This window comes from Micromonospora sp. NBC_00330, from assembly GCF_036136635.1.
Classification (GTDB): domain Bacteria; phylum Actinomycetota; class Actinomycetes; order Mycobacteriales; family Micromonosporaceae; genus Micromonospora; species Micromonospora salmantinae.
Genome location: NZ_CP108012.1, coordinates 2,824,569 through 2,850,466 on the forward strand (window position 1 = coordinate 2,824,569; position 25,898 = coordinate 2,850,466).

The 25,898-nt window shown below is 69.9% G+C and carries 31 protein-coding genes; 15 read left to right on the forward strand and 16 right to left on the reverse strand.

The window, feature by feature from the left end:
* Positions 1 to 40: 40 nt before the first annotated feature.
* From OG598_RS12580 to OG598_RS12590, 3 genes are all read right to left on the reverse strand, one after another.
* The gene (locus OG598_RS12580) at positions 41 to 547 is read right to left on the reverse strand and encodes a hypothetical protein (RefSeq protein ID WP_328654590.1); all 507 of its coding nucleotides are present in this window, start codon (positions 545 to 547) and stop codon (positions 41 to 43) included.
* Between the two features lie 82 nt (positions 548 to 629).
* Positions 630 to 1,640: a HEAT repeat domain-containing protein gene (locus tag OG598_RS12585; protein ID WP_328654591.1), complete on the reverse strand. Its 1,011-nt coding sequence runs from the start codon at positions 1,638 to 1,640 to the stop codon at positions 630 to 632.
* Positions 1,641 to 1,646: 6 nt separating this feature from the next.
* Positions 1,647 to 2,315, reverse strand: coding sequence for a HEAT repeat domain-containing protein (locus OG598_RS12590; RefSeq protein ID WP_328654592.1), 669 nt, complete (start codon positions 2,313 to 2,315; stop codon positions 1,647 to 1,649).
* Positions 2,316 to 2,499: 184 nt separating this feature from the next.
* Between OG598_RS12590 and OG598_RS12595 the strand changes: the two genes are divergently transcribed.
* Positions 2,500 to 3,216, forward strand: a complete 717-nt coding sequence (locus OG598_RS12595) for a carbonic anhydrase (protein WP_328654593.1) — start codon at positions 2,500 to 2,502, stop codon at positions 3,214 to 3,216.
* A 5-nt stretch (positions 3,217 to 3,221) separates the two neighbouring features.
* Here the strand turns inward: OG598_RS12595 and OG598_RS12600 are convergent, their stop codons facing one another.
* The gene (locus OG598_RS12600; protein ID WP_328654594.1) at positions 3,222 to 3,875 is read right to left on the reverse strand and encodes a hypothetical protein; all 654 of its coding nucleotides are present in this window, start codon (positions 3,873 to 3,875) and stop codon (positions 3,222 to 3,224) included.
* Between the two features lie 187 nt (positions 3,876 to 4,062).
* On the opposite strand from OG598_RS12600, the gene OG598_RS12605 reads away from it, so the two are divergent.
* Together OG598_RS12605 and OG598_RS12610 are read left to right on the forward strand one after the other, a co-directional pair.
* Positions 4,063 to 5,250 (forward strand): DUF418 domain-containing protein, encoded by a 1,188-nt coding sequence (locus OG598_RS12605; RefSeq protein WP_328654595.1) that lies wholly within the window; start codon positions 4,063 to 4,065, stop codon positions 5,248 to 5,250.
* Between the two features lie 9 nt (positions 5,251 to 5,259).
* Positions 5,260 to 6,351 (forward strand): winged helix DNA-binding domain-containing protein, encoded by a 1,092-nt coding sequence (locus OG598_RS12610; RefSeq protein WP_328654596.1) that lies wholly within the window; start codon positions 5,260 to 5,262, stop codon positions 6,349 to 6,351.
* 13 nt (positions 6,352 to 6,364) lie between these two features.
* Here the strand turns inward: OG598_RS12610 and OG598_RS12615 are convergent, their stop codons facing one another.
* The 5 genes from OG598_RS12615 to OG598_RS12635 form a co-directional block, all read right to left on the reverse strand.
* On the reverse strand, positions 6,365 to 6,808 hold the full coding sequence (locus tag OG598_RS12615; protein ID WP_328654597.1) for a DUF5990 family protein: 444 nt from the start codon (positions 6,806 to 6,808) through the stop codon (positions 6,365 to 6,367).
* 10 nt (positions 6,809 to 6,818) lie between these two features.
* The gene (locus tag OG598_RS12620; protein ID WP_328654598.1) at positions 6,819 to 7,472 is read right to left on the reverse strand and encodes a TMEM175 family protein; all 654 of its coding nucleotides are present in this window, start codon (positions 7,470 to 7,472) and stop codon (positions 6,819 to 6,821) included.
* Between the two features lie 8 nt (positions 7,473 to 7,480).
* On the reverse strand, positions 7,481 to 8,020 hold the full coding sequence (locus tag OG598_RS12625) for a pyridoxamine 5'-phosphate oxidase family protein (RefSeq protein WP_328654599.1): 540 nt from the start codon (positions 8,018 to 8,020) through the stop codon (positions 7,481 to 7,483).
* Positions 8,021 to 8,087: 67 nt separating this feature from the next.
* Entirely contained in the window at positions 8,088 to 8,834 is a 747-nt protein-coding gene (locus tag OG598_RS12630; protein WP_328654600.1) for an MBL fold metallo-hydrolase, read from the reverse strand.
* A 99-nt stretch (positions 8,835 to 8,933) separates the two neighbouring features.
* Positions 8,934 to 9,404: a hypothetical protein gene (locus tag OG598_RS12635; RefSeq protein ID WP_328654601.1), complete on the reverse strand. Its 471-nt coding sequence runs from the start codon at positions 9,402 to 9,404 to the stop codon at positions 8,934 to 8,936.
* A gap of 156 nt (positions 9,405 to 9,560) precedes the next feature.
* Between OG598_RS12635 and OG598_RS12640 the strand changes: the two genes are divergently transcribed.
* The 3 genes from OG598_RS12640 to bla all read left to right on the forward strand — a co-directional run bounded on the left by OG598_RS12640 (position 9,561) and on the right by bla (position 14,007).
* Positions 9,561 to 10,262: a DUF4396 domain-containing protein gene (locus OG598_RS12640; protein ID WP_328654602.1), complete on the forward strand. Its 702-nt coding sequence runs from the start codon at positions 9,561 to 9,563 to the stop codon at positions 10,260 to 10,262.
* A 170-nt stretch (positions 10,263 to 10,432) separates the two neighbouring features.
* Positions 10,433 to 13,063, forward strand: a complete 2,631-nt coding sequence (rph, locus tag OG598_RS12645; protein ID WP_328654603.1) for a rifamycin-inactivating phosphotransferase — start codon at positions 10,433 to 10,435, stop codon at positions 13,061 to 13,063.
* 26 nt (positions 13,064 to 13,089) lie between these two features.
* The gene (bla, locus tag OG598_RS12650; protein ID WP_328654604.1) at positions 13,090 to 14,007 is read left to right on the forward strand and encodes a class A beta-lactamase; all 918 of its coding nucleotides are present in this window, start codon (positions 13,090 to 13,092) and stop codon (positions 14,005 to 14,007) included.
* A gap of 11 nt (positions 14,008 to 14,018) precedes the next feature.
* Here the strand turns inward: bla and OG598_RS12655 are convergent, their stop codons facing one another.
* Positions 14,019 to 14,450, reverse strand: a complete 432-nt coding sequence (locus tag OG598_RS12655) for a winged helix-turn-helix transcriptional regulator (RefSeq protein WP_328654605.1) — start codon at positions 14,448 to 14,450, stop codon at positions 14,019 to 14,021.
* A gap of 113 nt (positions 14,451 to 14,563) precedes the next feature.
* Here OG598_RS12655 and OG598_RS12660 point away from each other — a divergent pair, with 113 nt between their 5' ends.
* Positions 14,564 to 15,283 carry a DsbA family oxidoreductase gene (locus tag OG598_RS12660; protein ID WP_328654606.1) on the forward strand — a complete coding sequence of 240 codons (720 nt, stop codon included), beginning with the start codon at positions 14,564 to 14,566 and terminating at the stop codon, positions 15,281 to 15,283.
* Between the two features lie 5 nt (positions 15,284 to 15,288).
* Here the strand turns inward: OG598_RS12660 and OG598_RS12665 are convergent, their stop codons facing one another.
* Positions 15,289 to 15,855 carry a dihydrofolate reductase family protein gene (locus OG598_RS12665; RefSeq protein ID WP_328654607.1) on the reverse strand — a complete coding sequence of 189 codons (567 nt, stop codon included), beginning with the start codon at positions 15,853 to 15,855 and terminating at the stop codon, positions 15,289 to 15,291.
* A gap of 72 nt (positions 15,856 to 15,927) precedes the next feature.
* Complete coding sequence (locus OG598_RS12670) at positions 15,928 to 16,425, reverse strand: pyridoxamine 5'-phosphate oxidase family protein (RefSeq protein ID WP_328654608.1); 498 nt, start codon at positions 16,423 to 16,425, stop codon at positions 15,928 to 15,930.
* Positions 16,426 to 16,500: 75 nt separating this feature from the next.
* On the opposite strand from OG598_RS12670, the gene OG598_RS12675 reads away from it, so the two are divergent.
* Positions 16,501 to 17,160 (forward strand): winged helix-turn-helix transcriptional regulator, encoded by a 660-nt coding sequence (locus OG598_RS12675; RefSeq protein ID WP_328654609.1) that lies wholly within the window; start codon positions 16,501 to 16,503, stop codon positions 17,158 to 17,160.
* Positions 17,161 to 17,304: 144 nt separating this feature from the next.
* Here the strand turns inward: OG598_RS12675 and OG598_RS12680 are convergent, their stop codons facing one another.
* Complete coding sequence (locus OG598_RS12680; protein WP_328654610.1) at positions 17,305 to 17,883, reverse strand: TetR/AcrR family transcriptional regulator; 579 nt, start codon at positions 17,881 to 17,883, stop codon at positions 17,305 to 17,307.
* Positions 17,884 to 17,987: 104 nt separating this feature from the next.
* Between OG598_RS12680 and OG598_RS12685 the strand changes: the two genes are divergently transcribed.
* The 3 genes from OG598_RS12685 (at position 17,988) to OG598_RS12695 (ending at position 20,289) form a co-directional block, all read left to right on the forward strand.
* Positions 17,988 to 18,920 (forward strand): NmrA family NAD(P)-binding protein, encoded by a 933-nt coding sequence (locus OG598_RS12685; RefSeq protein WP_328654611.1) that lies wholly within the window; start codon positions 17,988 to 17,990, stop codon positions 18,918 to 18,920.
* A gap of 119 nt (positions 18,921 to 19,039) precedes the next feature.
* Positions 19,040 to 19,576 (forward strand): RICIN domain-containing protein, encoded by a 537-nt coding sequence (locus OG598_RS12690; protein ID WP_328654612.1) that lies wholly within the window; start codon positions 19,040 to 19,042, stop codon positions 19,574 to 19,576.
* A 179-nt stretch (positions 19,577 to 19,755) separates the two neighbouring features.
* Positions 19,756 to 20,289 carry an RICIN domain-containing protein gene (locus OG598_RS12695; protein WP_328654613.1) on the forward strand — a complete coding sequence of 178 codons (534 nt, stop codon included), beginning with the start codon at positions 19,756 to 19,758 and terminating at the stop codon, positions 20,287 to 20,289.
* 99 nt (positions 20,290 to 20,388) lie between these two features.
* Here the strand turns inward: OG598_RS12695 and OG598_RS12700 are convergent, their stop codons facing one another.
* Positions 20,389 to 21,303, reverse strand: coding sequence for an SDR family NAD(P)-dependent oxidoreductase (locus tag OG598_RS12700; RefSeq protein WP_328654614.1), 915 nt, complete (start codon positions 21,301 to 21,303; stop codon positions 20,389 to 20,391).
* Between the two features lie 101 nt (positions 21,304 to 21,404).
* Here OG598_RS12700 and OG598_RS12705 point away from each other — a divergent pair, with 101 nt between their 5' ends.
* From OG598_RS12705 to OG598_RS12720, 4 genes are all read left to right on the forward strand, one after another.
* Entirely contained in the window at positions 21,405 to 22,070 is a 666-nt protein-coding gene (locus OG598_RS12705) for a TetR/AcrR family transcriptional regulator (RefSeq protein ID WP_328654615.1), read from the forward strand.
* Positions 22,071 to 22,126: 56 nt separating this feature from the next.
* A complete protein-coding gene (locus OG598_RS12710) occupies positions 22,127 to 23,011 on the forward strand; it encodes a S41 family peptidase (protein WP_328654616.1) in 885 nt (294 codons plus the stop codon).
* Positions 23,012 to 23,200: 189 nt separating this feature from the next.
* Positions 23,201 to 23,590, forward strand: a complete 390-nt coding sequence (locus OG598_RS12715; protein WP_328654617.1) for a hypothetical protein — start codon at positions 23,201 to 23,203, stop codon at positions 23,588 to 23,590.
* A 109-nt stretch (positions 23,591 to 23,699) separates the two neighbouring features.
* Positions 23,700 to 23,885 carry a hypothetical protein gene (locus OG598_RS12720; RefSeq protein ID WP_328654618.1) on the forward strand — a complete coding sequence of 62 codons (186 nt, stop codon included), beginning with the start codon at positions 23,700 to 23,702 and terminating at the stop codon, positions 23,883 to 23,885.
* A gap of 57 nt (positions 23,886 to 23,942) precedes the next feature.
* On the opposite strand, the gene OG598_RS12725 is transcribed toward OG598_RS12720, so the two are convergent.
* Together OG598_RS12725 and OG598_RS12730 are read right to left on the reverse strand one after the other, a co-directional pair.
* Positions 23,943 to 25,199: an MFS transporter gene (locus OG598_RS12725; RefSeq protein ID WP_328654619.1), complete on the reverse strand. Its 1,257-nt coding sequence runs from the start codon at positions 25,197 to 25,199 to the stop codon at positions 23,943 to 23,945.
* Entirely contained in the window at positions 25,200 to 25,784 is a 585-nt protein-coding gene (locus OG598_RS12730; protein ID WP_328654620.1) for a winged helix-turn-helix domain-containing protein, read from the reverse strand.
* Between the last annotated feature and the right edge of the window lie 114 nt (positions 25,785 to 25,898).

Sequence of the window (25,898 nt, forward strand, 5' to 3'; positions counted from 1 at the left end):
GGCCGTCCGTCATGGCAACCGGTGCGGCATGCCGCGATGCTCAGATAATCCCCTTGAACCCAGCCGCCTTGCAGACGGCGGAGAGGTTGTTGCCGGCCTTCTCGAAGGCAGGGTTGTCGGCGGCGGTCGCCGGGTCCGCCGCAGCCGCGGCCTTGGCCGCCTCGGCGCCGAACGCCCGCAGGGCAGCAGCGAGCTTGCCGTCGCCGGTCGCGGCGACCGCGACCATCTTCTTGTCCAGGTCGCTGAGGATCTTCTGGTAGTCCGCCGGGGAGTCCTGGCCGGCCGTGGCGACCTTCACCAGCTCGGCCTTCATCTCGTCGCTGACCTTCTTCGCCGCCTCGCAGAGCTGCTTGTCGCTCGCGGCGCCCGCGGCGGGTGACGAGGCCGGAGTTGCGGCAGCGGAGGTGGCCACAGCGGACGGGGCCGCGGAGGTGGGAGCGGGCGTGGTGGAGCCGGCGGTCGTCGCCTTATCGGCGTCGCCGCAGGCGGCGAGGGCGGTCGAAACGGCAAGGATCAACATGGCGGAAGCAAGACGGGAAGATTTCACGGACGCGGACGATAGTCGAAGTCCAAACGATGATCAATTCGCTCGGCATCCCGCCCATCCTCGGCGGCTCCACAGTGTCTGGTCATGGTGAAGCCGCGTCGCGCAGGGCCAGGATGGAGGTCGCCGTCAGTGCGACCGCACGGTCCTGATCGTGCGACAGGTCCGTGAGGGCGCGTACGGCGACGCTCCCCTGGATGTCCGCCAACGCCTCGGTCAGCCGTCGCCGTACAGACGGTGCGACGCCGCTCTGTTCGAGGCAGGCAACGAGCCGGATCGCAATCTCGTCTGCCAGCGCGGGATCGGCCGCCAGCAGGCTCAGCGCGTCGGCAGCGTCGACATCCTTGCTCTCCTCGGCGACCATGTCGATCAACGTGGGAAGCGCGTCCGCCACTCCGCGCGCGCCCAGCGCCAGAGCCGCGTACCCGCGCACCACGAGGTCGGGGTGCGCGAGGGCGTCCCGCAGCACCTCGGTCGCCGCGGCGTGCGGGATCTCGGCGACGGACTGAACGGCGCGCCTGCGTACCTCGGCTTCTGGGGAGCCGAGGCCCTCGGCCAGCAACGCCAACCCGCCGTCGCCGGACTGCGCCAGCGCCCAGCGCAGGGCTCCGGCGACGTTCGGGTCCGACTCACTCAGCACCGCCTCGACAAGTGCCTCCACCGGCACCGGCCCCTCACCGACCGACGACAGGGCTGCGCGTTGGCGGGCACCCGCGCTTTCCGACCCCAGTGCCCGCAGGAGTGTGACGACCTGTAGGACGTCCTCCCAGTTGGCGGGGTCCGCGGCACCGATCCGACGGAGTCGGGTGAGCAGCTCCATCTCATCCGCGATGCGCAGTCGCGTCCGCCGGATGAGGTCGTTGACGAGTTCCGCGGGGGTGAAGCCGGGATCGTCGAGCGCGCGGCAGACGTCACGTAGCGACAGACCCAACGACCGCAGGCTCTCGACGTGGAAGATCAGCCGGATGTCCTCGCTGGTGTACTCGCGATAGCCGGAACCGGTGCGACCAGTGGGCCGGATCAGCCCGAGCGCGTCGTAGTGCCTGAGCATGCGGGCGCTGACCCCGGACCGTCGCGCCACCTCACCGATCAACATCTGGTGTCATCCCTTCTCGCCGATCGGGCCGAGGGCGACGACACGCTTCGCCGCCTCGATCGCGAACTCGAACCCGGCATCCGGATCCTGCATCAGACGTTGTGTGGCGACCGCGTGCCTGCGTACTCGCGGGTCGAGATCCGCCATCGCGGCACGCAGGATCGGCATGACCACCTCGCCGAGCGCGATCAGCGCCCGGCTGAGGCTCAACTGCATCTCACGCCCACCCCGCCCGAGCTGCGTCGACAACACCGTGGCCAACTCGGGCTCCCGGCCGGGGGGTACGAGCGCGACCGCTGCACGCCAGGCGCTCCGCGCCACCTCGCCGTCGGCGTCGGTCAGCAGCGCCCGGGTGATCGCCGGCCAGGCTCGCCGGTCCCCGATCTTGGACAGCGTGTGCAATGCCTGACTCCGGGCCTGCGCGCGCTCCGAGCGGAGCTCATCGGTGAGCTTCGCCACCGTCAGTGCGGGTGGGTGGCGCAGGAGTGCCCAGGTGAGAATCTCGCGTACGGAGAACTCGGGCTCGACCGCGCATCGCTCGATGAGCGTGTCGATGAGCTGCGGGTCAGGGGTCGTGCCGACAGTCAGTGCCGCGCGCAGCCGCACCGACGGGTCGCTGCTTCCCAGCCCGCAGAGAACCCTCGTCGCGTGCGTGTCCTGTCTCGGCGTGGTCATCGGAATCACCCCTTTCCGGCCCAGTGAAGACCTTGTCACTGTGTCAAGGTCAACCCGTCCTCGCTGTTGGACGCGGCGACGAAGGGGCAGGGGCGGTCATCCGCCGCCTGCTGACCGCCCGACCGCGGCGACCTATGTGGACGGCGGGCTGGTAGGAAGAGACGAGTTGCCTCACCTCAGGGAGATGATCGTGGCACGTTCCCACCTGTCCCGCCGTTCGCTGCTGACCGCCGGTGGCGCCGCCGCCGTGGCGCTCGGCGCGGCCGCAGCCAGCCCGTCCGCCGCCTCCGCCGCGCCAGCCGACAACCCGGTCGACACGCCGACGGAGGCGCTGCGTCGGCTGCAGGCCGGCAACCGGCGGTTCACCTCCGGCCACGGCCGGCACCCGCACCAGGGCCTGACCGACCTGCACCGGCTCGCCGCCGGCCAGCACCCGTTCGCCATCACGGTCGGCTGCGCGGACTCCCGGGTGGCCCCCGAGGTGCTCTTCGACCAGGGGTTGGGTGACCTGTTCGACAACCGGGTGGCCGGCAACATCGTCGACGACCTGCTGCTCGGCAGCGTCGAGTTCGCCGTGGAGGAGTTCGGCAGCCTGCTGATCGTCGTCCTCGGCCACGAGCGCTGCGGCGCGATCACCGCCACCATCGACGCCATCCACACCGGCGGTACGGCGCCCGGGCACATCGGCACCATCGTGGACGCCCTGCGCCCGATCGTCGAGCCGGTGCTGGACCAGCCCGGCGACCCGGTGGAGAACGGGGTGCGCGCCAACATCGTCGCCCAGGTGCGGGCGCTCAGCGCACGCAGCACGATCATCGCCGAGAAGGTGCACGAGGGTGCGCTGCGGGTGGTGGGCGCTCGCTACGACCTGGACAACGGGCGGGTTTCCCTGGTGGCCTGAGGCCGTCACCCGAGCCCGGGCCACCCGGACGGCGACGCTGGTCGGTCATCCACTGCCGCCGACCAGCGCCGCCGGTCGCGTCGCGGCCGACGGGTACGGCGGTAGTAGGACCATCCGGCCATCGGCAACGCGACCGCCCAGGCCAGCAGGAGCGGGAGGCCGATCAGGACGCCGGTCGGGGTGAAGATGTCATCCGCACTGGACTCCCCCAGGTCCGCGGCGAACTGCCAGGGCAGGGTCGCCGAGTAGCCGATCATCAGGGCGGATCCCAGCACCGTTGGCGTCAGCGGCACCCACTGTGGCACCCGACGTCCGCGCAGCCACGGCACCCACCGGGGGAAGACCACGCCCCAGTCCTGAATGAGCCCCAGCGCCAGAACGCCGCCGAGCCCGGCGAGGACGCACAGGAGCCCCAGGTAGAACGCGCCGGCCGGCAGGCCCAGGAATCCGTCGACGGGGTGGTCCCCCACCCCGGGCCCGCGACCGTGGTACCACTCCCGGAACGGGTCGGGATTGGCGAACAGCGGGATGCCGAGGATCCATGGCACGTGCAGCGGGATGAACCCCAGTACGGGGGCGATCCACGCCACGTGCCCGGCTCGGCGGGCCCAGGGCGGCGGTGGTGCGGGCATGGCGTTCGTGCGTGGTGTTCGAGTCACGGCGTCGTCTCCATCAGCGGCAGGCGTTGACACATCCGAGATCACCGTCGCCGAACGGCGCGACGAGCGGATCGCCGCGCGGAGGGAAATCGCCTCCCCCTCCCCGGGGATGGTGTCTTTTCGTCACGACAACCCGTGTGACGGAAACACTTCACGGCAGCGGGCCGCGCTCCGGAGGCTGGACAGCATGAATGTGACAGGGCTCGACCGACCGGGCGACAGCCACCCACAGCCCTCGCCCGGGGACACCCTCGCCCGCATCACCGTCGTGGACGCGCTGCGCGGAAGCGCGCTGCTGCTCATCCTGCTGGTGAACATCGCGTTCTTCAGCTCCGGCTACGACTTCCACCTGGTCGACGATCCGACGCGCGGCACCGTCGACCTGCTGATCGCCGGCGCGGTGGAGCTGTTGTTCGCGATGAAGGCGTACCTGCTGTTCGCCTTTCTGTTCGGCTACAGCTTCACACTGCAACTCGACTCCGCGGCTCGGCGCGGAGCGGCGTTCCGTCCCGCGTTCCTGCGCCGGCTCACCGGGTTGTTCGTTCTCGGCGTGCTGCACGCGGTGCTGCTGTTCCACGGCGACATCCTCACCACGTACGCGCTGCTCGGCCTCGTGCTGCTCGCGGTCCGGCGGATCGAGCCCCGCACCGCGCTGATCGCGGCGGCGTCCATCATCGGCGGCATCGCCGTGGTGGTCGGGATCGCCGCGGTCCTCGGCGCCACACTGGTTCCGGACGAGGCCGCCGCGCTCAGCGCCGGTGCGCGTTCGACGCTGGCGCTGGGCGGCGGCCTCGGCGATGTCGTCCTGGAGCACCTGCGGTCGATGCCGGCGATGATCGGCGGCCTCGCCGTGCAGGGGCCGCTGGCGTTCGCGGCGTTCCTCGTCGGCCTCGCCGCCGGCAAGCACCGGCTGCTCGCCACCGTGCCCGCCCACCAGGACCTGCTTCGCCGGTGCGAACGGGTGGGGTACCCGATCGGTCTGGCCGGCGCCGTCGTGTTCGCGGTCGGTGGTTCTACGGCGAACCTGACCGGACTGATGGTCAGCATCGTCACCGCGCCGTTCCTGGCCGCCGCCTACGCCGCGACCCTGCTGCGCCTGTTCACGCGGCGGCCGCGCCTCGCGGACGTGTTCGCGCCCGCTGGGCGGATGGCCCTGACGAACTACCTGGCCCAGTCGCTCGTGTGCGTGCTCGTCTTCACCGGCCTCGGGTGGGGCCTGGTCGGCCGCACCTCGCCGGCACAGACACTGCTGATCGCACTGGTGATCTTCGCAGTGCAGTTGGTGGTCAACTCGTGGTGGCTGCGACGGTTCCGGTACGGCCCCGTCGAATGGGCGCTGCGCGCCTGGACCCACGGGGCGCGCCGCCCCAACTAGGGTGCTGACATGGTCGATCGGCACCAGGTGATGAACTTCCGGGTCCGGGCCCAGCAGCTGAACCGGGCCGAGGGCACGCTCGCCGACACCGCCGTCCTGGACCTCGGGGTGCAGAACACCGGTCCGGACGGCGGTCGGTGGGCGCTGGCGGTACGCGGGGTCGACGTGACCGCGTTGTCCGAGGCGGATCTGGTCCTGCTGTGGACGGTGCGGGGCGCTCCCCACCTCTACCGCCGGGCCGACGTTGCGAAGGTGGCGGCCGCCGTCGAACCCTTCTCCTCGGCCGACGCGGGTAAGCGCATCTACGACGCCGCGAAACCGTTGAAGGCGGCCGGCATCGACACCCTCGCGGCCCTGGACGAGATCGCCGAACGGATGCGGGCCATCGTCAGCACGCCGACGGTCAAGGGGGACGTCTCCGGCCGCCTGGCCACCATGCTGCCCGAGCCCTATCTGCGGTTCTGCCGGCCGTGCGACGCCACGCACCTCTACGAGATGCCGTTCCGGCTCGCCGCCCTGCGGGCCGGACTGGAGTTGCAGCTCGACACCTCGCCCCCGGTCCTGCGGCGCATCGCCGGGTTCAGACAAGCAGCCGCTGCGGGTGACCGCTTCGACCTCGTCCGCGCGTATCTTCGCCTGCTCGGTCCGGCCACCCCGAAACAGGTCGCCGACTACCTCGACGCCCCGGTGAAGGACGTGAAGGCGCACTGGCCCGACGATGTGATCGAGGTGACTGTCGACCGTGAGGTGCGCTCACTGCTGGCCGCCGACGTGGAGGCCCTGGAGTCCGCCGACGACACTGTCACCCGACTGCTCGGCCCGTTCGACCTGTTCCTCCAGGCCAAGGATCGGGCAACGCTGGTGCCGGACGCCGCCCACGCCAAGGAGCTGTGGCCGGTGTTGGGTCGCCCCGGAGCCGTCCTGGTCGACGGCGAGTTGGTGGGCACCTGGCGGCCCCGCAAGTCCGGCAGGACGTTCACTGTCGCCGTCCAGCCGTGGCACCGGTTGTCGGACGCCACACGTAAAGCCATCACCGCGCAGGCCGAACACCTCGCCGCGTACCGCTCCGTCCCCCTCAGCGGCGTCGACTTCGGCAGCTAGCCGTCGGCGACTCTCACTCCAGAGCCCAGGCGACGGCGGGCGGGCGCACCCGAGCGCAGATCGGCCCACCGGCGGCATCGGTCAACCCGACCCGGCCGACCAGCGTCCCGTTGCCCTCGTGGGCGGCGCGCAGCAGCTCGGTCGGCACGTCGGTGAACATCAACTTCGCTCGTCGGAACATCGCGAAGCCGTCCTGCGTCACCGCGCCCCAGCTCAGATAGAGAAACCGCGCCCCGGGGCGGCCGTGCACCCAGGGGCCACCGACGTCGAGCGCACAGTCGATCTCCCGGCTGGACACCTCGAAGGACCAGGTGGCGCTGGCCGCGTCGGCCGGCACCTGATCGACCACGTCGGCCTTGCGCTGAACCCCGACGTGCACGTTGCCCAGCCGCAGCGCGTCGGCCTCCGCACCGGCACGCTGACCTGGAAAATCGGTGCCGTCGATCCTGATGCGCATGGCACCGACTCTAGTTACCGGCCGGCTGCTCGGCGGTGTCGTCCTCGCCGTACTCGCCGCGGATGGGCAGGTAGTAGGCGGGCAGGAACGCGGCGATGATGGCGACGCCGGCGATCGGCACGAACGCGCCGACGAGGATGCCGGAGCCGATCCAGACCAGCGCGAGCGCGAAGCGACGACCGATGGCCCGCGCACCGAACGGCCCGAGGCCGGGGTCCAGCAGTTTGGCCCGCCGCAGGTGTGCCCACACGATGTTGAAGAGGGCCGCGGCCGTCCAGAGTGTGCCGCCGTAGACGACGACCGACGCGCGCAGCCCCTGCTCCGCGCGCAACGCCTCGGCGAGCAGTGACGTGGAGAACGGCAGGAACGCGATGACCATCAGGAGCAACGTGTTGAGGAAGAGGACTCCTCGGTCGACGTGCCGGACTCGGTCGAACATGACGTGGTGATTCACCCACACCTGCCCGATGAGCAGGAAGCTCAACGTGTACGCCAGGTACGACGGCCACAGCGCACCGAGCCCCTGGGCGAGGCGCCCGAAGTCGTGGGGCGGTTGGATCTCCAGCACGAGGAGCGTCACGGCGATCGCGAAGACACCGTCGCTGAAGGCCAGCAGCCGGCCCGGGCTACGGGTGAGCCGCGAAGTTTCCCTTTTGGGAGGCACGTACCGAATTATGCAATAAATCGGCTTTCGTCATTGGCGGAGCGGCGCCAGAACTGGCGTGGCGCGAAACCCTCACGTCGCAGCCAGTGCTCGGTGTAGACGATCCGCTCCGCCTCGACGACCACGAGTGTGTCCTCGGGTGGCTCGGACAGCGCCCGCCCCCGCTCGGCGTGCTCGTTCTCCCATCGAACCGCCGTCCAGTAGTGCGCGCGGTCCGGATGCTCCGGAGCAAGCACCCTGGCCGTCCCGAACAGTTGGGCACCGCGGCTGCTGGCCAACCCGACCAGCGGCGCGAAGATGCCGATGGACACGCGCGGGTCGGCGGCGATGTTGCGAATCTTTGGCGACCGTGGCGCGGCGGTGAAGAGCACCGCGAAGCCGAGCGGGAAGTACCGCACAGGGGTGGCCAGCGGCCCGTCCGGCCCCGTGGTCGCGAGCACGCACATGTTCTGCGACGACAACAGGTTGAGGAGGCGCTCCTCAAGCCGTTCGCGATCGAGCCGCTTCACTGGCGTGGGCTCCGACAGCCACGGATTCGTCAACGGCATACGGCGTCCTCGATCATGGCGAGCACCCTAACCGCGTGACCCGCCGTCAAGATCGACGGGGCTCGCCCTACGCCGTCCTGCGCAGGTAGGTCTCGGCCAACTGGCGTAGGCGCGTCCGGTCGAAGCTGTCCCCGTGGCCGGGATGGACGACGGACACGTCGAGGTCGACGAGGACCCGCATGCTTCGCCGGTACGCGGCCACGTCGGAGTTCGGCAGATCGTCGATCAGGGCGCCCTCGTAGATGATGTCGCCCGAGTACAGGGTCCCGGTGCGCTCCTCGAGCAGGGCGATGCTCCCGGGCGTGTGGCCGGGAAGGTGCAGCACCGTCAGCACCCGCCCGCCCAGGTCGATCCGGTCGCCGTCGTCGAGCAGGCGGTGCAGGGTCATCGGTGCGACGCGGTAGGCGGCCGGGTCGTAGCCGGGATCGGGCAGGACGTCGATCATGAGCTCCGGGATGTCCTCTCCGGCGGCGTCGATCCCGAGCTTGTCGAAGAGTTCCGCGCCGTACAGGCTCGCCGGCACGCCCGCCGCCAGGACCCCGGCCTCGGCGGGGTGGGCGGCCCGCTCCCCGAACTCCGACGCCGCACCGACGTGATCCAGGTGCGCGTGGGTGAGCACGACCATCGGATCGCGCGCGAACAGGCCCGGAATCGCCTCCCGCAGGGCGACGACACCGAGCCCGGCGTCGATCACGATGTCCCGATCGTCGCCCCGCAACCACCAGAAGTTCGCCGACAGCAGTTCGTTGACGTGCGGTTCCGAGATTCGGTGGACGTCGCCGTCCACGTCGGCCCGCGCATACCAGTCGACCATGCCCACGAGTGTGCCAGCGCGGCGATGCCACTTCGACCCGGCGAATCACGGTCAGTGGTTGTCGCGATCGAGAGGGAATCCGGCGGGTGCCAGGAGAAGTTAGATGATCGCGAAGAGGCGGTCGGCGGGGTCCACCACGGCGGCCAGGACCGCGCCGGGCACGAGGGCCGGGTCGGTCGCGCGGATCGTGTCCGCCTCGAAGGTGGCGAACCCCGGCCCGCTGATGCGCAGGTGGAGTTCCAGCTCGGGGTTCTCTCCAGCCAGGTGGTTCGCCACGGTGAGAATCTCCGCCGTCGCGGCGACACCGGCGGCGGACAGCCGGCGCGTGTCGCGACGGGATCGGGCGACCACCCGCCAACCGAAGACGCCGAACCCGACACCGATGGCTGTCGCCAGGACGCCACCGACCAGCAGACCCCAGAAGTCGCTGGACGATCGCGGTGGGTTCAGCGTCATGGCGGCGACGAGCAGGACCGGTCCGGGTAGGCAGATGGCCAGGAAGACGACTCGGCTGAGCAGCGCGCCGATCGGACCGACACGCGCTTCCGCTTCGCGAGGGGCACTCGTCACCCCTCGCACCGTAGTGCAGCGGCCGGCTGGTTCGCTCCACCGTCCGGGCGGGGCCGGGGGGGTGAATCCGTCCGCGCCGGCACGCGGGAACGCCCGATCCGCCGATCCGTTCGAGTACGCCATGAAAGACTCGCCCGGCTGGCGGAAGGGGCGGGAATGCATCCAACCTGGCTCGTAGCGCTCTCGTGGGCTTCGCTCGCGGTCGGCGTCGTCAGCTTCGCGGTCGTGCTGGCCGACACCTATCTCCGCGGGAACCGTCAGCCGGTCCGGGTCATGGAGATCGTCTGGCTGGTGACAGTCCTCTACATCGGCCCGGCCGCCGTCCGCCTCTACTGGAACTGGGGCAGACCCGAGGCGTTCTCTCAACGGCGGCAGGAGGATCAACCGCGCCGGCCCCGCCGGGGCATCGTCGTCACCCACGTGTCCCGCTGCGGCGCGCACTGCGCTCTCGGGTTCATCGTCGCCGAGGTCGCCCTGTACGCAGTGAGATTCGACGCGGCCGAGGACCCGCTGTGGGTCGCCTACGCCGGCGACTACCTGACGGCGGTGACGATCGCCGTTCTCTTCCGATACTTCGCCGGGCCGGGTCGCAGCCTCGGAAAGGTCTGGCACGCGCTGTCGAGCGTCGGCAGGATCGAGCTGCTGACCATCACCGTGTTCGAGGTGGCGTTGTTCGTGTGGCTGACCCTCGCGCATCGGGTGGTCTTTCCGGAGCTACACCTGCGACCCGACAGTCCGACGTTCTGGTTCGCCGGTCAGCTCGGGCTGATAGCCGGCTTCGCCGCGGCCTGGCCCACCGCCTCCTGGCAGCTCGGCCGAAGGCTGAGGTTCGAGCCGCGCCGACTCCCCTACGACTGAGCGGGCCCGGCGGCCCCGAAGAACAACAAAAGGCAAGGAGATCACTCCCCCTGCCACTTCTAACGTATACCGCACCTGGGGACTTGCGGCAAGACCCCGGTCGTGGCGCAGAATCGGCGGCCGGACCAGCACGAACGAGGTAACGGGGGCGCGACGTGGGTGTGTTGTCGATGGACGGGGAGCGCGGCGACCGGGCACCGCTGTTGGATCTTCGAGAGGTCGACGAGACGCAGGTGTCGGTCGTCGGCGGCAAAGCCGCGCACCTGGGCGCGCTGTCCCGGATCGACGGCATCCGGGTGCCGGCGGGGTTCTGCGTGACGACGGACGCCTTCCGGCGGATCATGGCGCAGACGCCGTCGATCGACGATCGGCTCGATCAACTGTCGCGCCTGAGCCCGGACGAGCGGGAGGCGATCCGCACGCTCAGCGCGGAGATCCGGCGCAGCGTCGAAGAGACAGCGATTCCAGGCGACCTGGCCGCCGCGATCACCGGGGCGCTCGCCCGGTTCGACGAGCAGGCCGCCTACGCCGTGCGGTCCAGCGCGACGGCGGAGGACACGCCCACTGCGTCCTTCGCCGGCCAACAGGACACCTACCTGAACGTGGTGGGGCCGGAGGCGATCCTGCGGCACGTCAGCCGATGCTGGGCGTCACTGTTCACCGAGCGGGCCGTCATCTACCGCCTGCGCAACGGCATCGACCACCGCACCGTCCAGATGGCTGTCGTCGTACAGCAGATGGTCTTTCCGGATGCCTCCGGCATCCTGTTCACGGCGGACCCGGTGACGGGCAACCGGACTGTCGCGACGGTGGACGCGAGCTTCGGCCTTGGCGAGGCCCTGGTGTCCGGCCTGGTGAACCCGGACGTCTTCACGGTGCGCGACGGGGACGTCGTCACCGGCACTGTCGCCGCCAAACAGCGCGCCGTCACCGCTCTGCCCGGCGGCGGCACCCGGGAAGTGGAGATCGACAGGCAGCGGCAGCAGCAGCCGGCGCTGACGCAGGCTCAGGTGGTGCGACTCGTGCGGCTCGGGCGACGGATCGAGGCGCATTTCGGCCGCCCGCAGGACATCGAGTGGTGCTTGGTCGACGACGACTTCCAGATCGTGCAGAGCCGGCCGATCACCACGTTGTTCCCCATCCCGGTGGCCGATGACCAGGAGAACCACGTCTACCTCTCGGTCGGTCACCAGCAGATGATGACCGACGCCATGCGGCCGCTGGGGCTCTCCATGTGGCAGCTGACGGCCATGGCCCCGATGTTGGAGGCCGGCGGGAGGTTGTTCGTCGACGCCACCCGACTGCTGGCCTCCCCCGCCAGCCGCGCCGGCTTCCTCACGATGGCCGGGCGCGACGATCCGCTGATGAAGGACGCGCTGGAAACCCTGATCGACCGCCGGGACTTCATTCCGACGCTTCCCGACCAGGGCGGTCCGGGTAAGCCGACGACCGGCGGCCCGTCCACCTCGACCGAGGCCGACCCGGCCATCGTGACCGAGCTGACCGAACGCAGCGAGACGTCCATCGCCGCCCTGCGGCGCGACATCGCGACGGTGACCGGTACGGCGCTGTTCGACTTCCTGCTGGAGGCCTTCAAGGAGCACAAGCGGGTCCTCGGTGATCCACTGAACATGCAGGCGATCATGGCCGGCATGGAGGCCACCTGGTGGCTCAACGACCGGCTGCACGAGTGGCTGGGTGAGAAGAACGCCGCGGACACCCTCACCCTGTCCGCGCCCGGCAACGTCACGTCGGAGATGGGGCTGGCGCTGCTCGACGTCGCCGACGTGATCCGTCCCTGTCCGGAGGTGGTGGCGTTCCTCCGTGACGTCGCGCACGACGGCGTCGCGCACGACGACTTCCTCGACGAGCTGCCGAAGGTCGCGGGCGGGGCCGAGGCGCGCACCGCCATCGAGGCGTATCTCGACCGGTACGGCATGCGCTGCGTCGGCGAGATCGACATCACCAGGCCGCGGTGGAGCGAACGCCCCAGCACGCTCGTGCCCGTGCTGCTGGACAACGTCAAGCTCTTCGAGCCGGGCGCGGCCCGGCGGCGCTTCGAGCAGGGCCGACAGCAGGCACAGCAGCAGGCGCAGGAGGTGTTGACGCGCCTGCGGGCGCTGCCGGACGGGCAGCGGAAGGCCGACGAGACCGCGCGGATGATCGACCGGGTGCGGGCCTTCACCGGCTACCGGGAGTACCCGAAGTACGACATCATCCGCCGTTACTTCATCTACAAGCAGGCTCTGCTGGCAGAGGCCGAGCGGCTGGTGCACGCCGGGGTGCTCGCCGAGACCGACGACGTCTTCTACCTCACGTTCCAGGAGTTCCACCAGGTCGCGCGCACGCACCGGGTGGACGACGAGCTGATCCGGCAGCGCCGTGAGGCGTTCCGGTCGTACCAGGCGCTCACCCCGCCCCGGGTGCTGACCTCCGACGGCGAGGCGATCACCGGGGCGTACCGACGCGACGACGTGCCGGCCGGCGCCCTGGCCGGTGTGCCGGTGTCGTCCGGGACGGTCGAAGGACGCGCCCGCGTCATCCTGGACATGGCGCAGGCCGACCTCGAAGCGGGTGACATCCTCGTCACGGCCCACACGGACCCGAGCTGGACACCCCTGTTCGTCGGCATCGCCGGCCTGGTGACGGAGGTCGGCGGGTTGATGACGCACGGCGCGGTGATCGCGAGGGAGTATGGCCTGCCGGCTGTCGTCAGCGTGCTCGACGCCACCCGGCTGATTCGCGACGGGCAGCGGATCCGCGTGCACGGCAGCGACGGGTACGTGGAGATCCTGCCCTGACCGACGACGCTTCAGGAGGAACGACGATGGCGGTTCCGGTTCGACGGCTGGCGGTCGTGGTGGCCACGGCGTCGACGCTGGTGTCGTTGGCGGGGTGCGGCAGCGGCCGCGACGCGACCGAGGCGCGGACGACGCCGAGCCCGGAGGTGACGCTCGCCCCGTCGCCGGCCGCCGACCAGGAGTTCCGGCGACTGGAGGAGCAGTTCGGGGCGCGACTGGGGATCTCCGCCGTCGACACGGGCACCGGCCGCATTGTGGAGTACCGCGCCGACGAACGGTTCGCGTACGCCTCGACGTGGAAGGCCCTCGCTGCCGCCGAGGTGCTCGACGGCACCACCGACGCCCAGCTCGATCGGGTGGTGCGGTACTCGGCACGGGACCTGGTGGCACACTCCCCCATCACCGAGAAGCACGTCGGCGAGGGCATGAGCCTGCGCGCCCTCGCCGACGCCGCCGTGCGCTACAGCGACAACACGGCCGGCAACCTGCTGCTGCGCCACCTCGGCGGGCCAGCGGGGTTCGAGGCGAAGCTGCGCGCGCTCGGCGACACGGTCACCGACGTCGCCCGCTACGAGACCGCGCTGAACGAGGCAACGCCGGGCGACAAGCGGGACACCAGCACCGCGCGGGCCCTGGCCGGCGACCTCCGGGCGTACACAGTGGGGGTTGCCCTGGAACCGGCGGACCGTGACGGGCTGCGCGGCTGGCTGCGGGGCAACACCACCGGCGCGGCGCTGGTCCGCGCCGGGGTGCCGGCCGGCTGGGTGGTCGGGGACAAGACCGGGACCGGCGGGTACGGGACCCGCAACGACATCGCGGTGATCTGGCCGCCCGATCGGGCCCCGATCATGCTCGCCGTGCTGTCCAGCCGCGACACGAAGGACGCCACCCCCGACGACGCCCTCATCGCCCAGGCCACCCGGGTGGTCGTCGCCCAGCTCTGAGCATGAGTCGGTCAGGTCGAGGCGCGGCTGTCGTACGCCGTCTGGTGGCGGCGGATCTCGGCGTGGTGGTCGGCGGACCAGGCCGCCAGGGCCAGGACGGTGGAGAGCAGTGACCTGCCCAGGTCGGTCAGGGCGTATTCGACGCGGGGTGGCACCTCGGGGTACGACGTCCGGGTGACGAGGCCGGTCCGCTGGAGGTGTTTCAGGGTCAGCGTGAGCATGCGCTGGGAGATGCCGGGGATCGCGTCGCCCAGGTCCGAGTAGCGGACGGGGCCGTCGGCGAGCGTGCCGATGATCAGCACGCTCCACTTGTCGCCGACGAGGTCCAGGACCTCCCGGATGAAGTCGGCGTCCTCGTCGTTCCAGTGCGCGCAGGGCCCGGGAGTGGCCCGGACATTCCCCCGGACGTTGGTGCGCCTACGCCGAAGATCTCCTGCGCTCATCCCCGCCCCCTCCGCGCAGCCCGCGCTACGCACATGAATGTACCTTTTGTGGCCCTCCGATTCTGATGCATCATGGCGCTACGAACAAGAAGTGAGAATCATTGAGGAGCAGCATGAAAATCGAGTTCTGGTCGGACATCGTCTGCCCGTACTGCGGGCTGATGGACCACCGGCTCCACCAGGCCCTGGACCGACTCCCATACGGCGACCAGGTCCAGGTGATCCACCGGTCGTTCCAGCTACATCCCGACCTGCCCCGAGCGGGCGTCACACAACGGGAGTTGATCACGATGGCGGGGGCTCCCGCCACGACCGTGGATCGGGTCCTGCGGCCCATCGAGCGAGTGGCCGAGGCGGAGGGTTTGACGCCCTACCACGTGGTGGACCGCACGCTCGGGCCGACGGATTTCGCCCACGAACTGCTCGCGTACGCGACTGACCAGGGGCGCGGCGCCGAGACCTGGACGGCGATGTTCCGCGTGCACTTCGGGCAGGCCCGCAAGCTGTGGACCGTCGAGGAGGTCCTCGACTTCGCCGCCGAGGTGGGTCTGGACAGCGCCGGGGCCGCCGACGCCCTCCGAAGCCGCCGCTACCGGGCCCGCGTGGCGGCCGACCAGCGCGAGGCACAGCGCCTCGGGGCACGCGGCGCGCCGTTCCTCGTCTTCGACGGCCGCTTCGCCGTCCCCGGGGCGATCGGCCTCGACGACCTGCTCGTGGTCATCGACAACGCGTGGGCCGAGAGCCACCCGACGCCGCAGCCGCTGCCGGTTGTCGGTGCGGCCGAGGGCATGTGCGCCCCGGACGGGTGCGCGGTGCCCGACCGCACCACCTGAGTTCGTCAGGCGGGGTGGTACTTCAGCAGGACGACCCCGGAGGCGAAGGGCTCGGCGGACACCAACTCCAGTCGTGCCGGCGGCTGACCACCGTCGAACAGCGCCCTACCCCGGCGAAGGAACACCGGATGCACCAGAAGGTGCAGCTCGTCGATGAGCCGGAGATCCGCGAGGGATCGGACCAGTGTGAGACTGCCGTAGACCACGATGTCGCCGCCCGGTCCACGCTTGATTTCGGTGATCTCGTCGGCGTCGAGGCGGCTGAGCCGCCGGGTGTTCGTCCAGGTGGCGATGTCTCCCGAGGCGGAGACGACGATCTTCTCCAGCGCGTCGAGGCGTTGGGCATACCCACGTACGTCGTCCGGTTGGTCGGGGTTCTGGGCGGTCGACGGCCAGTGACCGGCGAAGTCGGCGTGCGTGATCCGGCCCAGCATCAGGCTGCCGGCTTCGTCCACCAGGGCCCGCTCGTATTTCTGCAGGTGGTCGTCGACCAGGAGCCAGTCCATCTCGTCGTCGGGGCCGGCGACGAACCCGTCCACAGTGGTCCACATCGACACGACAATCTTGCGCAACGTCGTCCTCCGTCATGGTGCGGTGAGCCCCGGGGATCCGGGTCCTCGGCGTGCTGGTTACCGACCGCCGCCTTACTGACCGCCGCCGAGCGCGGCTCGGACGGGTTGCGGTGTGCGAGCCGGGAAGCGCTCCTGGAAGTCGACGACGCCGACCCAGCTGGGGCGTAGGCCGATCCGGACCATCCGCAGGCCCGGCTGATCTATCGCCGCCAGGTAGGCGTTGCCCATCTCGTCGCCCATCCCCACGCGCTGGATGGTGGCGTACTCCGGCAGGACGCCCGCGACCTCGGTCAGGGTGACCGTGCCGCGCAGCATGAGCACCTCCGGAAGTCCGTCTGCGGTGTCGATGCAGACCGCCACGTCCGGCCGGGCGCTGAGGTCACGGATCTTGTACGTGCCGGCGAACGCGCCGACCACCAGCTCGTCGCCGGTCCACAGGAAGTTCACCGGGATCAGCCTCGGCGTGCCGTCCCTGCTGGTGTAGGCGAGGCGTGCCACCAGGGACGCGGCGAGCAGACGGCGGGCCAACGGGGTGTCCAGCAGCTTCACGTCACCTTGCGGCAGGCTCATGTGAACCACGCTAGGGGTCTAACTCCTAAAGAACAAGCGATACTCCTGAATTAGGATCCAGGTAGGGTGGACGCCATGAGCGGCATGCGTAGTTACGGAGATCCGTGCGGTGTCGCGCGTGGACTGGACATCATCGGCGAGCGGTGGGCGCTGCTGGTGGTACGCGACCTCCTGCTCGGCCCCCGGCGGTTCAACGACCTGCTCGGCGGCCTACCCGGGGTGAGCCCGAACGTGCTGAGCCAGCGGCTGCGCCAGTTGACCGAGCACGGCGTGGTGCGCCGGCGGGACCTGGGCCCGCCGACGCGGGTCCACCTCTACGAGCTGACCGAATGGGGCCGCGCCCTGGAGCCGATCCTCCTTCAGTTCGGGCGCTGGGGAAGCCAGTCCCCTCAACTGCCCGACGGCGCTCTTGGCATCGACTCCCTGCTGCTCAGCATCAAGGCGGCGTTCGACCCGGCGCGAGCTTCGGAACTCGCCGGCAGCTACGCGTTCCACATCGACTCCGACACGTATCTCGCCGACGTCGCCGGCGAGACGGTGCAGCTCCGGCGCGGCACGGCGTCCGACCCCGACGCGGCGCTCACCACCGACCTTGACACCCTCCGGGCCGTCTGCGGCCAGGAGATCACCATGGACGCGGCGATGGAGTCGGGCGCGCTGCGGTTGAGCGGCGACGAGGAGGCCAGGCGGCGCCTCACCGATCTGCTCCTGGCCCCGTTCACCCCCGCAAGCTGACGCCCACCCACCCACCCACCCCGCCCAGCCGGCCGGCCCGCCCTGGCCGTGGTCGATCATGGAGTTGTGGTGGGCCGCAGAAGCCGCGATGCATCCCCAAACCGGCACCACAACTCCATGATCAGCCAGGGTCGTGGTCGGAGGTCAGGCGCGCTTACCCTGCCCTGGGCTGATTCCCGCCACCGTCAGGTCGAGTAGTCGGGTCGCGGCGGCGGCGGGATCGGCGTGGTGCTCGGTGGCCAGGGCGATGCCGGTGATCAGCGCGAGCAGGTCGGTGATGGTCAGGTCTGGGGCCACCGCGCCGGCCGCTGCGGCCCGGCGCACGAGTGGCTCGCCCGCCTCGGTGAGCTGCGCGGAGGCGCAGTGCTCGTGCGCCTCGGTGGGGTTGGCGGTGCAGTCGCGGGTCAGCGCCATGGCTAGGCCTCTGATGGTGGCGACGTTCCCGTTGACGGCGGCGAGCCAGTCCATCAGCGCGGCCCGCGCGTCGGCGGCGTCGGACAGGTCGCGGGCACGAGCGCCGAGGTTCTCGATCACGCCGCGGAAGACGGCGTCCAGCAGCGCGTGGCGGCTGGGGAAGTGTCGGCGCACAGTGGCCGAGCCGACTCCGGCGATGCGGGCGATCTGCTCCAGGGACGCGTCGGCGCCGTGCGCGGCGATCTCCTGCTCGGCCACGGCCAGCAGGCGCGCGTAGTTGCGCCGGGCGTCCGCTCGCTGGCTGGACATGGCGTCACCTCACGGTTGCTAAGTGGCGGGGTCCGCCGTATCTTAGCGAAGCATAAACGGCGGACCCCGCCGTTTATCGTTCACCCCGTGACAGGAGACTCCGCATGCCCACCGATTCCGCACCCGTCCTGGTCACCGGCGCCACGGGAAGGCAGGGTGGTGCCACCGCTCGCGCCCTGCTCGCGGCCGGCGTACCCGTCCGGGCACTGGTCCGTGATCCCTCGACCGACCGGGCGCGGTCGGTCGAGGCCCTCGGGGCCGAACTGGTCACCGGAGACCTCGACGATCGCGACTCGCTGGTCCGGGCCGCGCACGGAGCACGGGCCGTCTTCTCGGTGCAGATGCCCGCGATGGACGGCAACACCATCAACTTCGACGGCGAGCTGACCCAGGGCGTCAACCTGATCGAAAGCGCGCTGGCCGCGAAGGTGCCGCAGTTCGTACACACGTCAGTCAGTGGCGCTGGCCAGCACACCGAGGCGCCCGGCTGGGCCGAGGGCCGCTGGGCGACGATGGAGCCCTATTACACGACCAAGGCCGCAATCCAGGATCGGGTACGCGAGGCGGGCTTCACGCACTGGACGCTCATCAAGCCGGGCTTCTTCATGGACAACCTCCTCCCCTCGGTGGCGTACCTGCTCCCCCGGGGCGTCGCCGGCGGGCTGGCGACGGTCATCAAGCCACAGACCTCGCTCTCCCTCGTCGCGGTCGACGACATCGGCCGCGCAGCCGCCGCGGCCATCGCCGAACCCGACCGGTTCCACGGAGTTGAGCTGGAGCTGGCGAGCGACCACCTGACGATGACGGAGATCGCCAAGACGCTCTCCGACGCTCTGGGCGCCGAGCTGACCGCGCCCGACATGACCGAGGAGGAGGCGGTCGCCGCAGGTATGCCGGAGTGGGCCGGCATCTCCCACGAGCAGATGAACGTCGTCGGCCAACCCGCCCGCCCGGAGTACGCGCGGGCCCTCGGCATTCCCCTCACGAGTTTCGCCGCCTGGGCACGCCACAACCTGCCCGAGCCGTCGCAGCCATAAGGGCCCGCTCCGGAGATCAGCCGCCCACGAATCGCCGGCCACGCGCACGGGGGTAGCGCGCATCGAGCATGATCGCTAGCCTTATCGGTCCCTCCACTGTGGACGACGGAAGGCCCCTCATGAAGCGCAGAACGATGACCAGCCTGGTGGCGATGATCGCCATGATCGCGGCGACGCTGATCGGCACCGGCAGTCCGGCGGCGGCGGCCTCCTCGGGCCCGTGGATCATCCAGCCCTTCACGAACCTCTACTGCCTCCACCCGGCGGGCTACTCGTCGGCGCTCAACGTCGTGGTCGAGCAGCGCCTCTGCGAGGGCGGACTGAGCCGCAACTGGATCTTCACCACGACCAGTTCGGGCTACTACCACATCTCGTACCGCAACGGCGGGCGGTGCATGGCCGTCCGCGGCGCGGTGACCACCGAGCGGGCGAAGATCGCCACGCAGGTGTGCGGCGACGCCCGCCTCAACGACCAGTGGCTGCCGATCAAGCTCTTCGGCTCCGGTGGTTCCGACTACTACCAGTTGAAGAACCGCAACACCGGCAAGTGCATGGCGGTCGAGGGCAACTCGGTGCAGAGCGGCGCCGACATGATGCAGTTCACCTGCTACACGACGTCGAACAACCAGGCCTTCACCTGGTTCTCCCCGTCCTAGGCAACGCCCTGCGGCCGAGATCGACTCGGGTTTCGTGAAGTCGGGGTGTCCGGACTCCTGGACACCCCGACTTCCGTAAACGCGAGTGGATCATCTAGCCGCCGCCGACGGTGGCGCACATCGAGCATGATCGTTAGCCTTACCCCTTCACTCCACTTTGGACCAAGGAAAGGCCCCTCATGCAGCGCAGAACGATGACCAGCCTGGTGGCGACGCTCGCCATGATCGCGGCGACGCTGATCGGCACCGGCAGCCCGGCGGCGGCAGCCACCACCGGCCCGTGGGTGATCCAGCCGTTCACGAACCTCTACTGCCTCCACCCCGAGGCGTACGCGTCGGCGAGCGGCACCGTGGTCGATCAGCACCTCTGCGACAGGGGACCGCTCCGCAACTGGAACTTCACCACGACCAGCTCGGGCTACTACCAGATCTCCTACCGCAACGGCGGGAAGTGCATGGCCGTCCGCAACGCGTCGAAGACCGAACGGGAGAAGATCGTCACGCAGGGGTGTGGCGACGCCCGCCTCAACGACCAGTGGCTGCCGATCAAGCTGTTCACCTCCGGGAGCGCCGACTACTACCAGCTGAAGAACCGCAACACCGGAAAGTGCATGGCGGTCGAGGGCAACTCGGTGCAGAACGGCGCCGACATGATGCAGTTCACCTGCTACACCACCTCGAACAACCAGGCCTTCACCTGGGGCCTGGACTGAGCAACGCCCTCACGCCGCGGCGGGACCTGTCCGGGTCCCGCCTGGCACGACATCGACTCGGGTCGCCGGTGAAGTCGGGGCGCCCCGACTCGGGCACGATCACACAGTGGCGGCTACCTGGCCCACCGGGAACTGCACGCCGGTGAGGTCTTCCGAGACGGCCCAGAGGCGTTGCTGCACGCTCACGTCGTAGGACTCGGGGCTGGACGTGACCAGCCTCGGGTAGCCGCGCGCCTCGCCCGGGCCGTCGGGGCCGTAGTACTGCCCACCGAGGACGGACGGGTCGGTGGCAGCCCGCAGGGTGGGCAGCGCGCCCGCCACCGCGGACTGGGTGATCACGGGGGCGAGCCAGGTGAGCGGCCGGCGGACGACCGCCGGGGCGTTGCGGGCCAACTCGGTGTTGGAGATGCCGGGGTGTGCGGCCACGGCGACAGTGGTGCCGTGCGCGGCGAGCCGGCGCTGCAACTCGTAGGTGAACATCAGGTTGGCGAGCTTCGACTGGCCGTAGGCGGCGACCCGGCCGTAGGACCGTTCCCATTGCAGGTCGTCGAAGTGGACGGCGGCGCGGATGCGGTGGCCGACGCTGCTGACGGTGACCACCCGGGAGCCGGGCACGGGCAGCAGCAGGCCGAGCAGCAGGCCGGTGAGCGCGAAGTGGCCCAGGTGGTTGGTGCCGAACTGCATCTCGAAGCCGTCTCGGGTGGTCTGCTTCGGGGTGTACATCACGCCGGCGTTGTTGATCAGCAGGTCGATCCGCGGGTGGGCGGCGCGTAGGTCGTCCGCGGCGGCGCGTACCGACTCCAGCGAGGTCAGATCCAGTTCCCGTACGGAGACATCGCCGTTGATCCGGGCGGCGGCAACTTTGCCTTTCTGCGTGTCGCGCACGGCCAGCACGACTGACGCCCCGCGCTCGGCGAGCCGCCGGGCGGTCTCGAAGCCGAGCCCGGTGTTGGCGCCGGTGACCACGGCGACCCGGCCGTCCTGGCGCGGGATCTGCTGCTCGGTCCACTTCATCTCAGGCTCCTTATGTACCGCCGGTAACTTACGTTCGAAACGGTAAGGTACCGCCGGTACGCTGTCAAGGGACCGCCGGTACCTAAGCTAGGGTTGGCGTCATGACGTTCCAGCGGGCGCGCAGCGAGGAGCAGCGTGAGGCGCGGCGCCGGGCCATCCTGGAGACCACCTCGGCGATGCTCGACGAGATGTCGGTGGCCGAGGTGACCCTGAACGAGCTGAGCAGGCGGGTCGGCCTGGCCAAGACGGCGGTGCTGCGCTATTTCGAGTCCCGCGAGGCGGTGCTGCTCGACCTGCTGGACGACCGCACGACGACCTGGCTGGCCGAACTGGACCAGGAACTGGCCCACGGTGTCGACCTGAGCCGGTCCCCGATGGAACGGGCGCAGCAGACGGCCGACGTGCTCAGCCGGTCGCTCGCCGCCCAGACGGTGCTCTGCGATCTCTTCGGCGCGCAGGGCGGGGTGCTTGAGCACAACGTCTCGGTCGAGGTGGTCCGCCGGCACAAGCGGGCCGCACTGGGCAACCTCGCGGTGATGGCCGACCTCGTCCGGCGGCACCTACCCGAGCTCGGCGACAACGCCGAGCTGTTCTGCCTGAACGCCCTGATCATGGGTGGCGCGCTGTCCGCCTACACCTCGCCTCCGCCGAGCCTGCTCGCCGTCTACGAGTCCGAGCCGGCGCTCGCGGTCCACCATGTCGACCTACGGACAGCTCTGCGGGTCGCCATCATCACGTCGCTAGTGGGCATACTGCCGCGCTCCTGATTCCCTGCGGGAAACTCGGTAGTCATGAGGCTGGTTGCGGTCTACCGTTGCCCGCCGTGCTCTCAAACGAACAGATAATCGGACAGGCCCTGGACCGGATCGAGGCCGGGTACGTCTTTCCGGAAAAGGTCCCGGACATCGACGCCGCGATCCGGCGCCGTCTCGCGGCAGGCGAGTACGACAACCTGGACGGGCCGGCGCTCTGCGAGACGCTGACCGCTCACCTTCAAGAGGTCTGCCCGGACAAGCATCTACGGCTGCTGTGGTCGGACCAGCCGCAGTCGCTGGATCCAGCCGACGAAGACGGAGGGCGGGCCGCGTTCCTCGCCCTGCTCAGGGCGGAGAACCAGGGCATCCGCCGGGTCGAGCACCTGGACGGCAACGTCGGGCTCATCGACGTGCGGCGCATCGCGTACGCCGACGAAGGCGCCGCCGCGATCGGCGCGGCCATGCAACTGGTCACCCTCAGCTCCGCGCTCATCCTGGACCTGCGCGCCTGCTCCGGCGGAACACCGGAGGGAGCCGCGATGTGGTGCAGCTACTTCTTCCGCGACGACCAGGTGCACCTCAACGACTTCTACGAGCGGTCCACCGGCGCGACCCGGCAGTTCTGGACGACCGCGCACCTGCCCGCGCCGCGCTACGCGGACCGCCCGGTCCACGTGCTCACCAGCGCGATGACGTTCTCCGGCGGCGAGGACGTGGCGTACACCCTTCAGGCGCACGGCCGGGCCGTCGTCGTCGGTGAGACGACGCGTGGCGGCGCGCATCCGACGGCCCGCCACCCGGTCACCGAACACATCCTCGTGACAGTGCCGACCGCCCGGACCATCAACAGCGTCACCGGTACCAACTGGGAAGGCGTCGGAGTGGTCCCCGACGTACCCGTCCCGGCGGACCAGGCACTCGACACGGCACTCAAGGCCGTCCTGGCCGTATAGGCGCAGCGGCGTGGCCGGCGGCCCCGTCCCCACTTCCCCTCGGTGGCGAAGATCGACTCGGGTTTCGTGAAGTCGGGGTGTCCTTGGAACCGGGACACTCCGACTTCCGTGAACGCGAGTGGATCATCGGGTCGTGCTGCCGGTGCCGCCGCAACCCCGGGGTTGTCCCCCGGTGGCATCATCGTTCTGATGAACGTGCGTCGCTTGGCGGCCATCGACATGTACGGCAGCCGAGGAACGACCCGCCGACGGCGGATCATTCTGGCCGAGTTCCTCGTCGGCGTGGTTCTCATGGTGACGTGGGGCATCTGGCTGCTGACGTCGTCCAGCGGCCTCAGCACCCGAGCGATCGGCCTGTGGTTGACAGGCGCAGGTCTCAACTACGCACCGCTGTCCATATACGCGCTGGCGCTGAGACGACCCGGCGCCCTCGAAGCCGAACTGGCAGGCGTCGACATCGACCGGGATCTGCGCCGGTACACGGTGCTTCAGCTCTGGGTATTCGTACCACTCTCGCTCGTCGTTCTCGCCATCCGCGACACACTCGCCCGGCGTAAGGCTCGAACGACAAGTCCTTGACCACCTGACGAGCCTGTTCGACGCGCCAGCCCTCCCACAGGTTTGGCCGACGACGACTTCGAGCACAACCAACAGGGTCAGGTCCGGCTGCCACTGAGGAGTGAGCCCAGTGAAACGACCGACTCTCGGCGTACTCCTCATAGTCTTGGGCACCATCATCGGGTACGTGCTCGCCAGCACCATCGGTGAGCGCTATCCAGACGCATTCGTGGGCACATCCGCCGTGATCATCATCCTGGGCTTGACTGCCGTGCTCGTGCACGTGCTGCGCCGCCGGCGGCAGCAGCAGGATTGAGGAAGCCACGGGCCATGCCTCCCGCCGGACCGCCGCAGTCGGTGCGACGAGCATGGTCTACCCGACGTCGACGGTGGCGCGCCGCCGTACGACATGACGCTGCTGCCGGACGGTACGCAGGCCAAAGTAGGCCACCGCACCGGAAGCCAGGTACAGCAGGGCCTGCACGTTGAGCACGAGTACGACGCTGAGCACGTCGCCGAGCAGGCCGGCCGCCGCCATACCCAGCCCCTGCGAGGCGTTGAAGATCGCGAAGTAGACGCCGAAGGCCCGGCCCAACTCGGTGTCGGGCACGCTCTGTTGGATCTGCGCGAAAGCTCCGCTGGCGTACGCGATGCCCGGCGCACCGACCAGGATGAACAACCCGATGTACCACTCGGGTTGACGGCTGACCGCCGGTCCGTTCCAAATGACCAGGCTGATCAGGGCGAAGGTGGTCGCCCCGAGGCTCATCAGCAGCCGAGGGCTGAGTCGGGCGCCCAGCAGGCCGACGATGAGCCCACCCGCCACCCCACCGATGGCCTGAACGCCGCGCAGCACACCGGTGAGGGTGCCGTCGGCGTGCAGCGCGCGGCTGACGAAGACCACGAAGAGCACCACGAACAGGCCCTGCGCGATGCCGCCCAACGCCACACTCACGATCGTTATCCGGACGGCGCGGTTGCGCAGCATCGCCGTGAGGCCGTGTCGCCAGGCGGTGAAGAACGACGACGTACGGTCCGGGGTCGCCTGCTGCGCAGTTGCATGGTGGGCGGCCCGGCGCCCGGCGGCGATCAGGGCCGCCGTGATCACGAAGCCCACGGCGGCACCGACAGCGAGGTAACGGGTGCCGTCGCGGGTGATCGCGAACCCGCCCAGCGAACCCCCGATGAGCCGTCCCACACTCATGTTGAGCGCTATCACGCTGTTGGCGCGCACCAGGTGCGCGGGCTCGACGAGGCGTGGCAGCGCGGCGTTGCGGGCGGAGTCGAACGTCTGCGTCAGCACCGCCTGGGCCCCGGCGACCAGGGAGATGATCCACAGGTGGTGGTCGGGTTGGCCGAGCAGCGGGATCACCACGGCGGCCTGGAGCGCAGCGACGCAACTCATGAGCCGGAACCGGTCGAGACGATCGGCCAGAGCACCCGCGAACGATCCCAGTGTGATGCCGCACAGCAACTCGACGAGGAAGACGGCGGAGGTGGTGAGCGCCGAGCCGGTCACCCCGAACACGTAGATCGGCAGCCCGGTGAGCAGCAGCCAGCTCGCCACGCTGGAGAAGAGCCCGGCAGCCCAGATCAGGGCGAATCCGCGGTGTCGCAGCAGGGTCACCATCTAGAGGAACTCCGGCGTGGGGTACGCCTGAAGGTTGAGAGTGACGGGCCGGGCGTCGCTCGGGGGCGCGGTGCGCAACGGGCGCAGGTACGGCCGGATGACGGCGTCCAGGGTCAGGGCGAGATGCCGCAGCTCCTCCGGAGTGAGCGAGAGCGTGTAGCTGTGGAAGGTGGCGCTCTCCCGCCAATCATCGGTCAGTTTGTCCTGCTGATGGTGGTAGCGCTGCAACGATCGGAACACCTCGTCGAGCTCCAGGGCGGTCAGCGCGTCGGTGATCTGCTGCCCCTCGGCATCATCGGGGTCCGGGCGGAATTCGAGCCCGGTGGCGGCGGCACGCCACGGCCGGTCACGCCGGTTGGCCCCGTCGGCGTGGACCCGCTCGATGAGGCCGTGCCGGGCCAGTTGATGCAGGTGGTAGCTGCAGTTCGATCCGGTGTCGTCCAGGGCCTCGGCGCACTGCGCGGCGGTTCTCGGGCCGGCGGCCAGCAGATAGCGCAGCAGCCGCAGGCGCAACGGGTGCGCGAGCACGCGCAGCTTGGTGGCGTCCTGGACGCGCACCCGGCGTTCCGGCTCGTTCAGCTCCACAAGACACCCCTTAGCGAAAGACTCCTTTCGGTTATACGCCCCCTCGGCTTACTTTCGCAACAGGTCTTTCGAGTCAGGCAGGCGCAGCGGCTGCCAGGATGCGACTCACAACTC

Coding starts and splice junctions, on each gene's coding strand:
- OG598_RS12585 (WP_328654591.1), bottom strand. CDS start 1,640: ATGTTGATCGGTGAGGTGGCGCGACGGTCCGGGGTCAGCGCCCGCATG.
- OG598_RS12590 (WP_328654592.1), bottom strand. CDS start 2,315: ATGACCACGCCGAGACAGGACACGCACGCGACGAGGGTTCTCTGCGGG.
- OG598_RS12595 (WP_328654593.1), top strand. CDS start 2,500: ATGATCGTGGCACGTTCCCACCTGTCCCGCCGTTCGCTGCTGACCGCC.
- OG598_RS12605 (WP_328654595.1), top strand. CDS start 4,063: ATGAATGTGACAGGGCTCGACCGACCGGGCGACAGCCACCCACAGCCC.
- OG598_RS12610 (WP_328654596.1), top strand. CDS start 5,260: ATGGTCGATCGGCACCAGGTGATGAACTTCCGGGTCCGGGCCCAGCAG.
- OG598_RS12615 (WP_328654597.1), bottom strand. CDS start 6,808: ATGCGCATCAGGATCGACGGCACCGATTTTCCAGGTCAGCGTGCCGGT.
- OG598_RS12625 (WP_328654599.1), bottom strand. CDS start 8,020: ATGCCGTTGACGAATCCGTGGCTGTCGGAGCCCACGCCAGTGAAGCGG.
- OG598_RS12630 (WP_328654600.1), bottom strand. CDS start 8,834: ATGGTCGACTGGTATGCGCGGGCCGACGTGGACGGCGACGTCCACCGA.
- OG598_RS12640 (WP_328654602.1), top strand. CDS start 9,561: ATGCATCCAACCTGGCTCGTAGCGCTCTCGTGGGCTTCGCTCGCGGTC.
- rph (WP_328654603.1), top strand. CDS start 10,433: ATGGACGGGGAGCGCGGCGACCGGGCACCGCTGTTGGATCTTCGAGAG.
- bla (WP_328654604.1), top strand. CDS start 13,090: ATGGCGGTTCCGGTTCGACGGCTGGCGGTCGTGGTGGCCACGGCGTCG.
- OG598_RS12655 (WP_328654605.1), bottom strand. CDS start 14,450: ATGAGCGCAGGAGATCTTCGGCGTAGGCGCACCAACGTCCGGGGGAAT.
- OG598_RS12660 (WP_328654606.1), top strand. CDS start 14,564: ATGAAAATCGAGTTCTGGTCGGACATCGTCTGCCCGTACTGCGGGCTG.
- OG598_RS12670 (WP_328654608.1), bottom strand. CDS start 16,425: ATGAGCCTGCCGCAAGGTGACGTGAAGCTGCTGGACACCCCGTTGGCC.
- OG598_RS12675 (WP_328654609.1), top strand. CDS start 16,501: ATGAGCGGCATGCGTAGTTACGGAGATCCGTGCGGTGTCGCGCGTGGA.
- OG598_RS12680 (WP_328654610.1), bottom strand. CDS start 17,883: ATGTCCAGCCAGCGAGCGGACGCCCGGCGCAACTACGCGCGCCTGCTG.
- OG598_RS12685 (WP_328654611.1), top strand. CDS start 17,988: ATGCCCACCGATTCCGCACCCGTCCTGGTCACCGGCGCCACGGGAAGG.
- OG598_RS12690 (WP_328654612.1), top strand. CDS start 19,040: ATGAAGCGCAGAACGATGACCAGCCTGGTGGCGATGATCGCCATGATC.
- OG598_RS12695 (WP_328654613.1), top strand. CDS start 19,756: ATGCAGCGCAGAACGATGACCAGCCTGGTGGCGACGCTCGCCATGATC.
- OG598_RS12700 (WP_328654614.1), bottom strand. CDS start 21,303: ATGAAGTGGACCGAGCAGCAGATCCCGCGCCAGGACGGCCGGGTCGCC.
- OG598_RS12705 (WP_328654615.1), top strand. CDS start 21,405: ATGACGTTCCAGCGGGCGCGCAGCGAGGAGCAGCGTGAGGCGCGGCGC.
- OG598_RS12715 (WP_328654617.1), top strand. CDS start 23,201: ATGAACGTGCGTCGCTTGGCGGCCATCGACATGTACGGCAGCCGAGGA.
- OG598_RS12725 (WP_328654619.1), bottom strand. CDS start 25,199: ATGGTGACCCTGCTGCGACACCGCGGATTCGCCCTGATCTGGGCTGCC.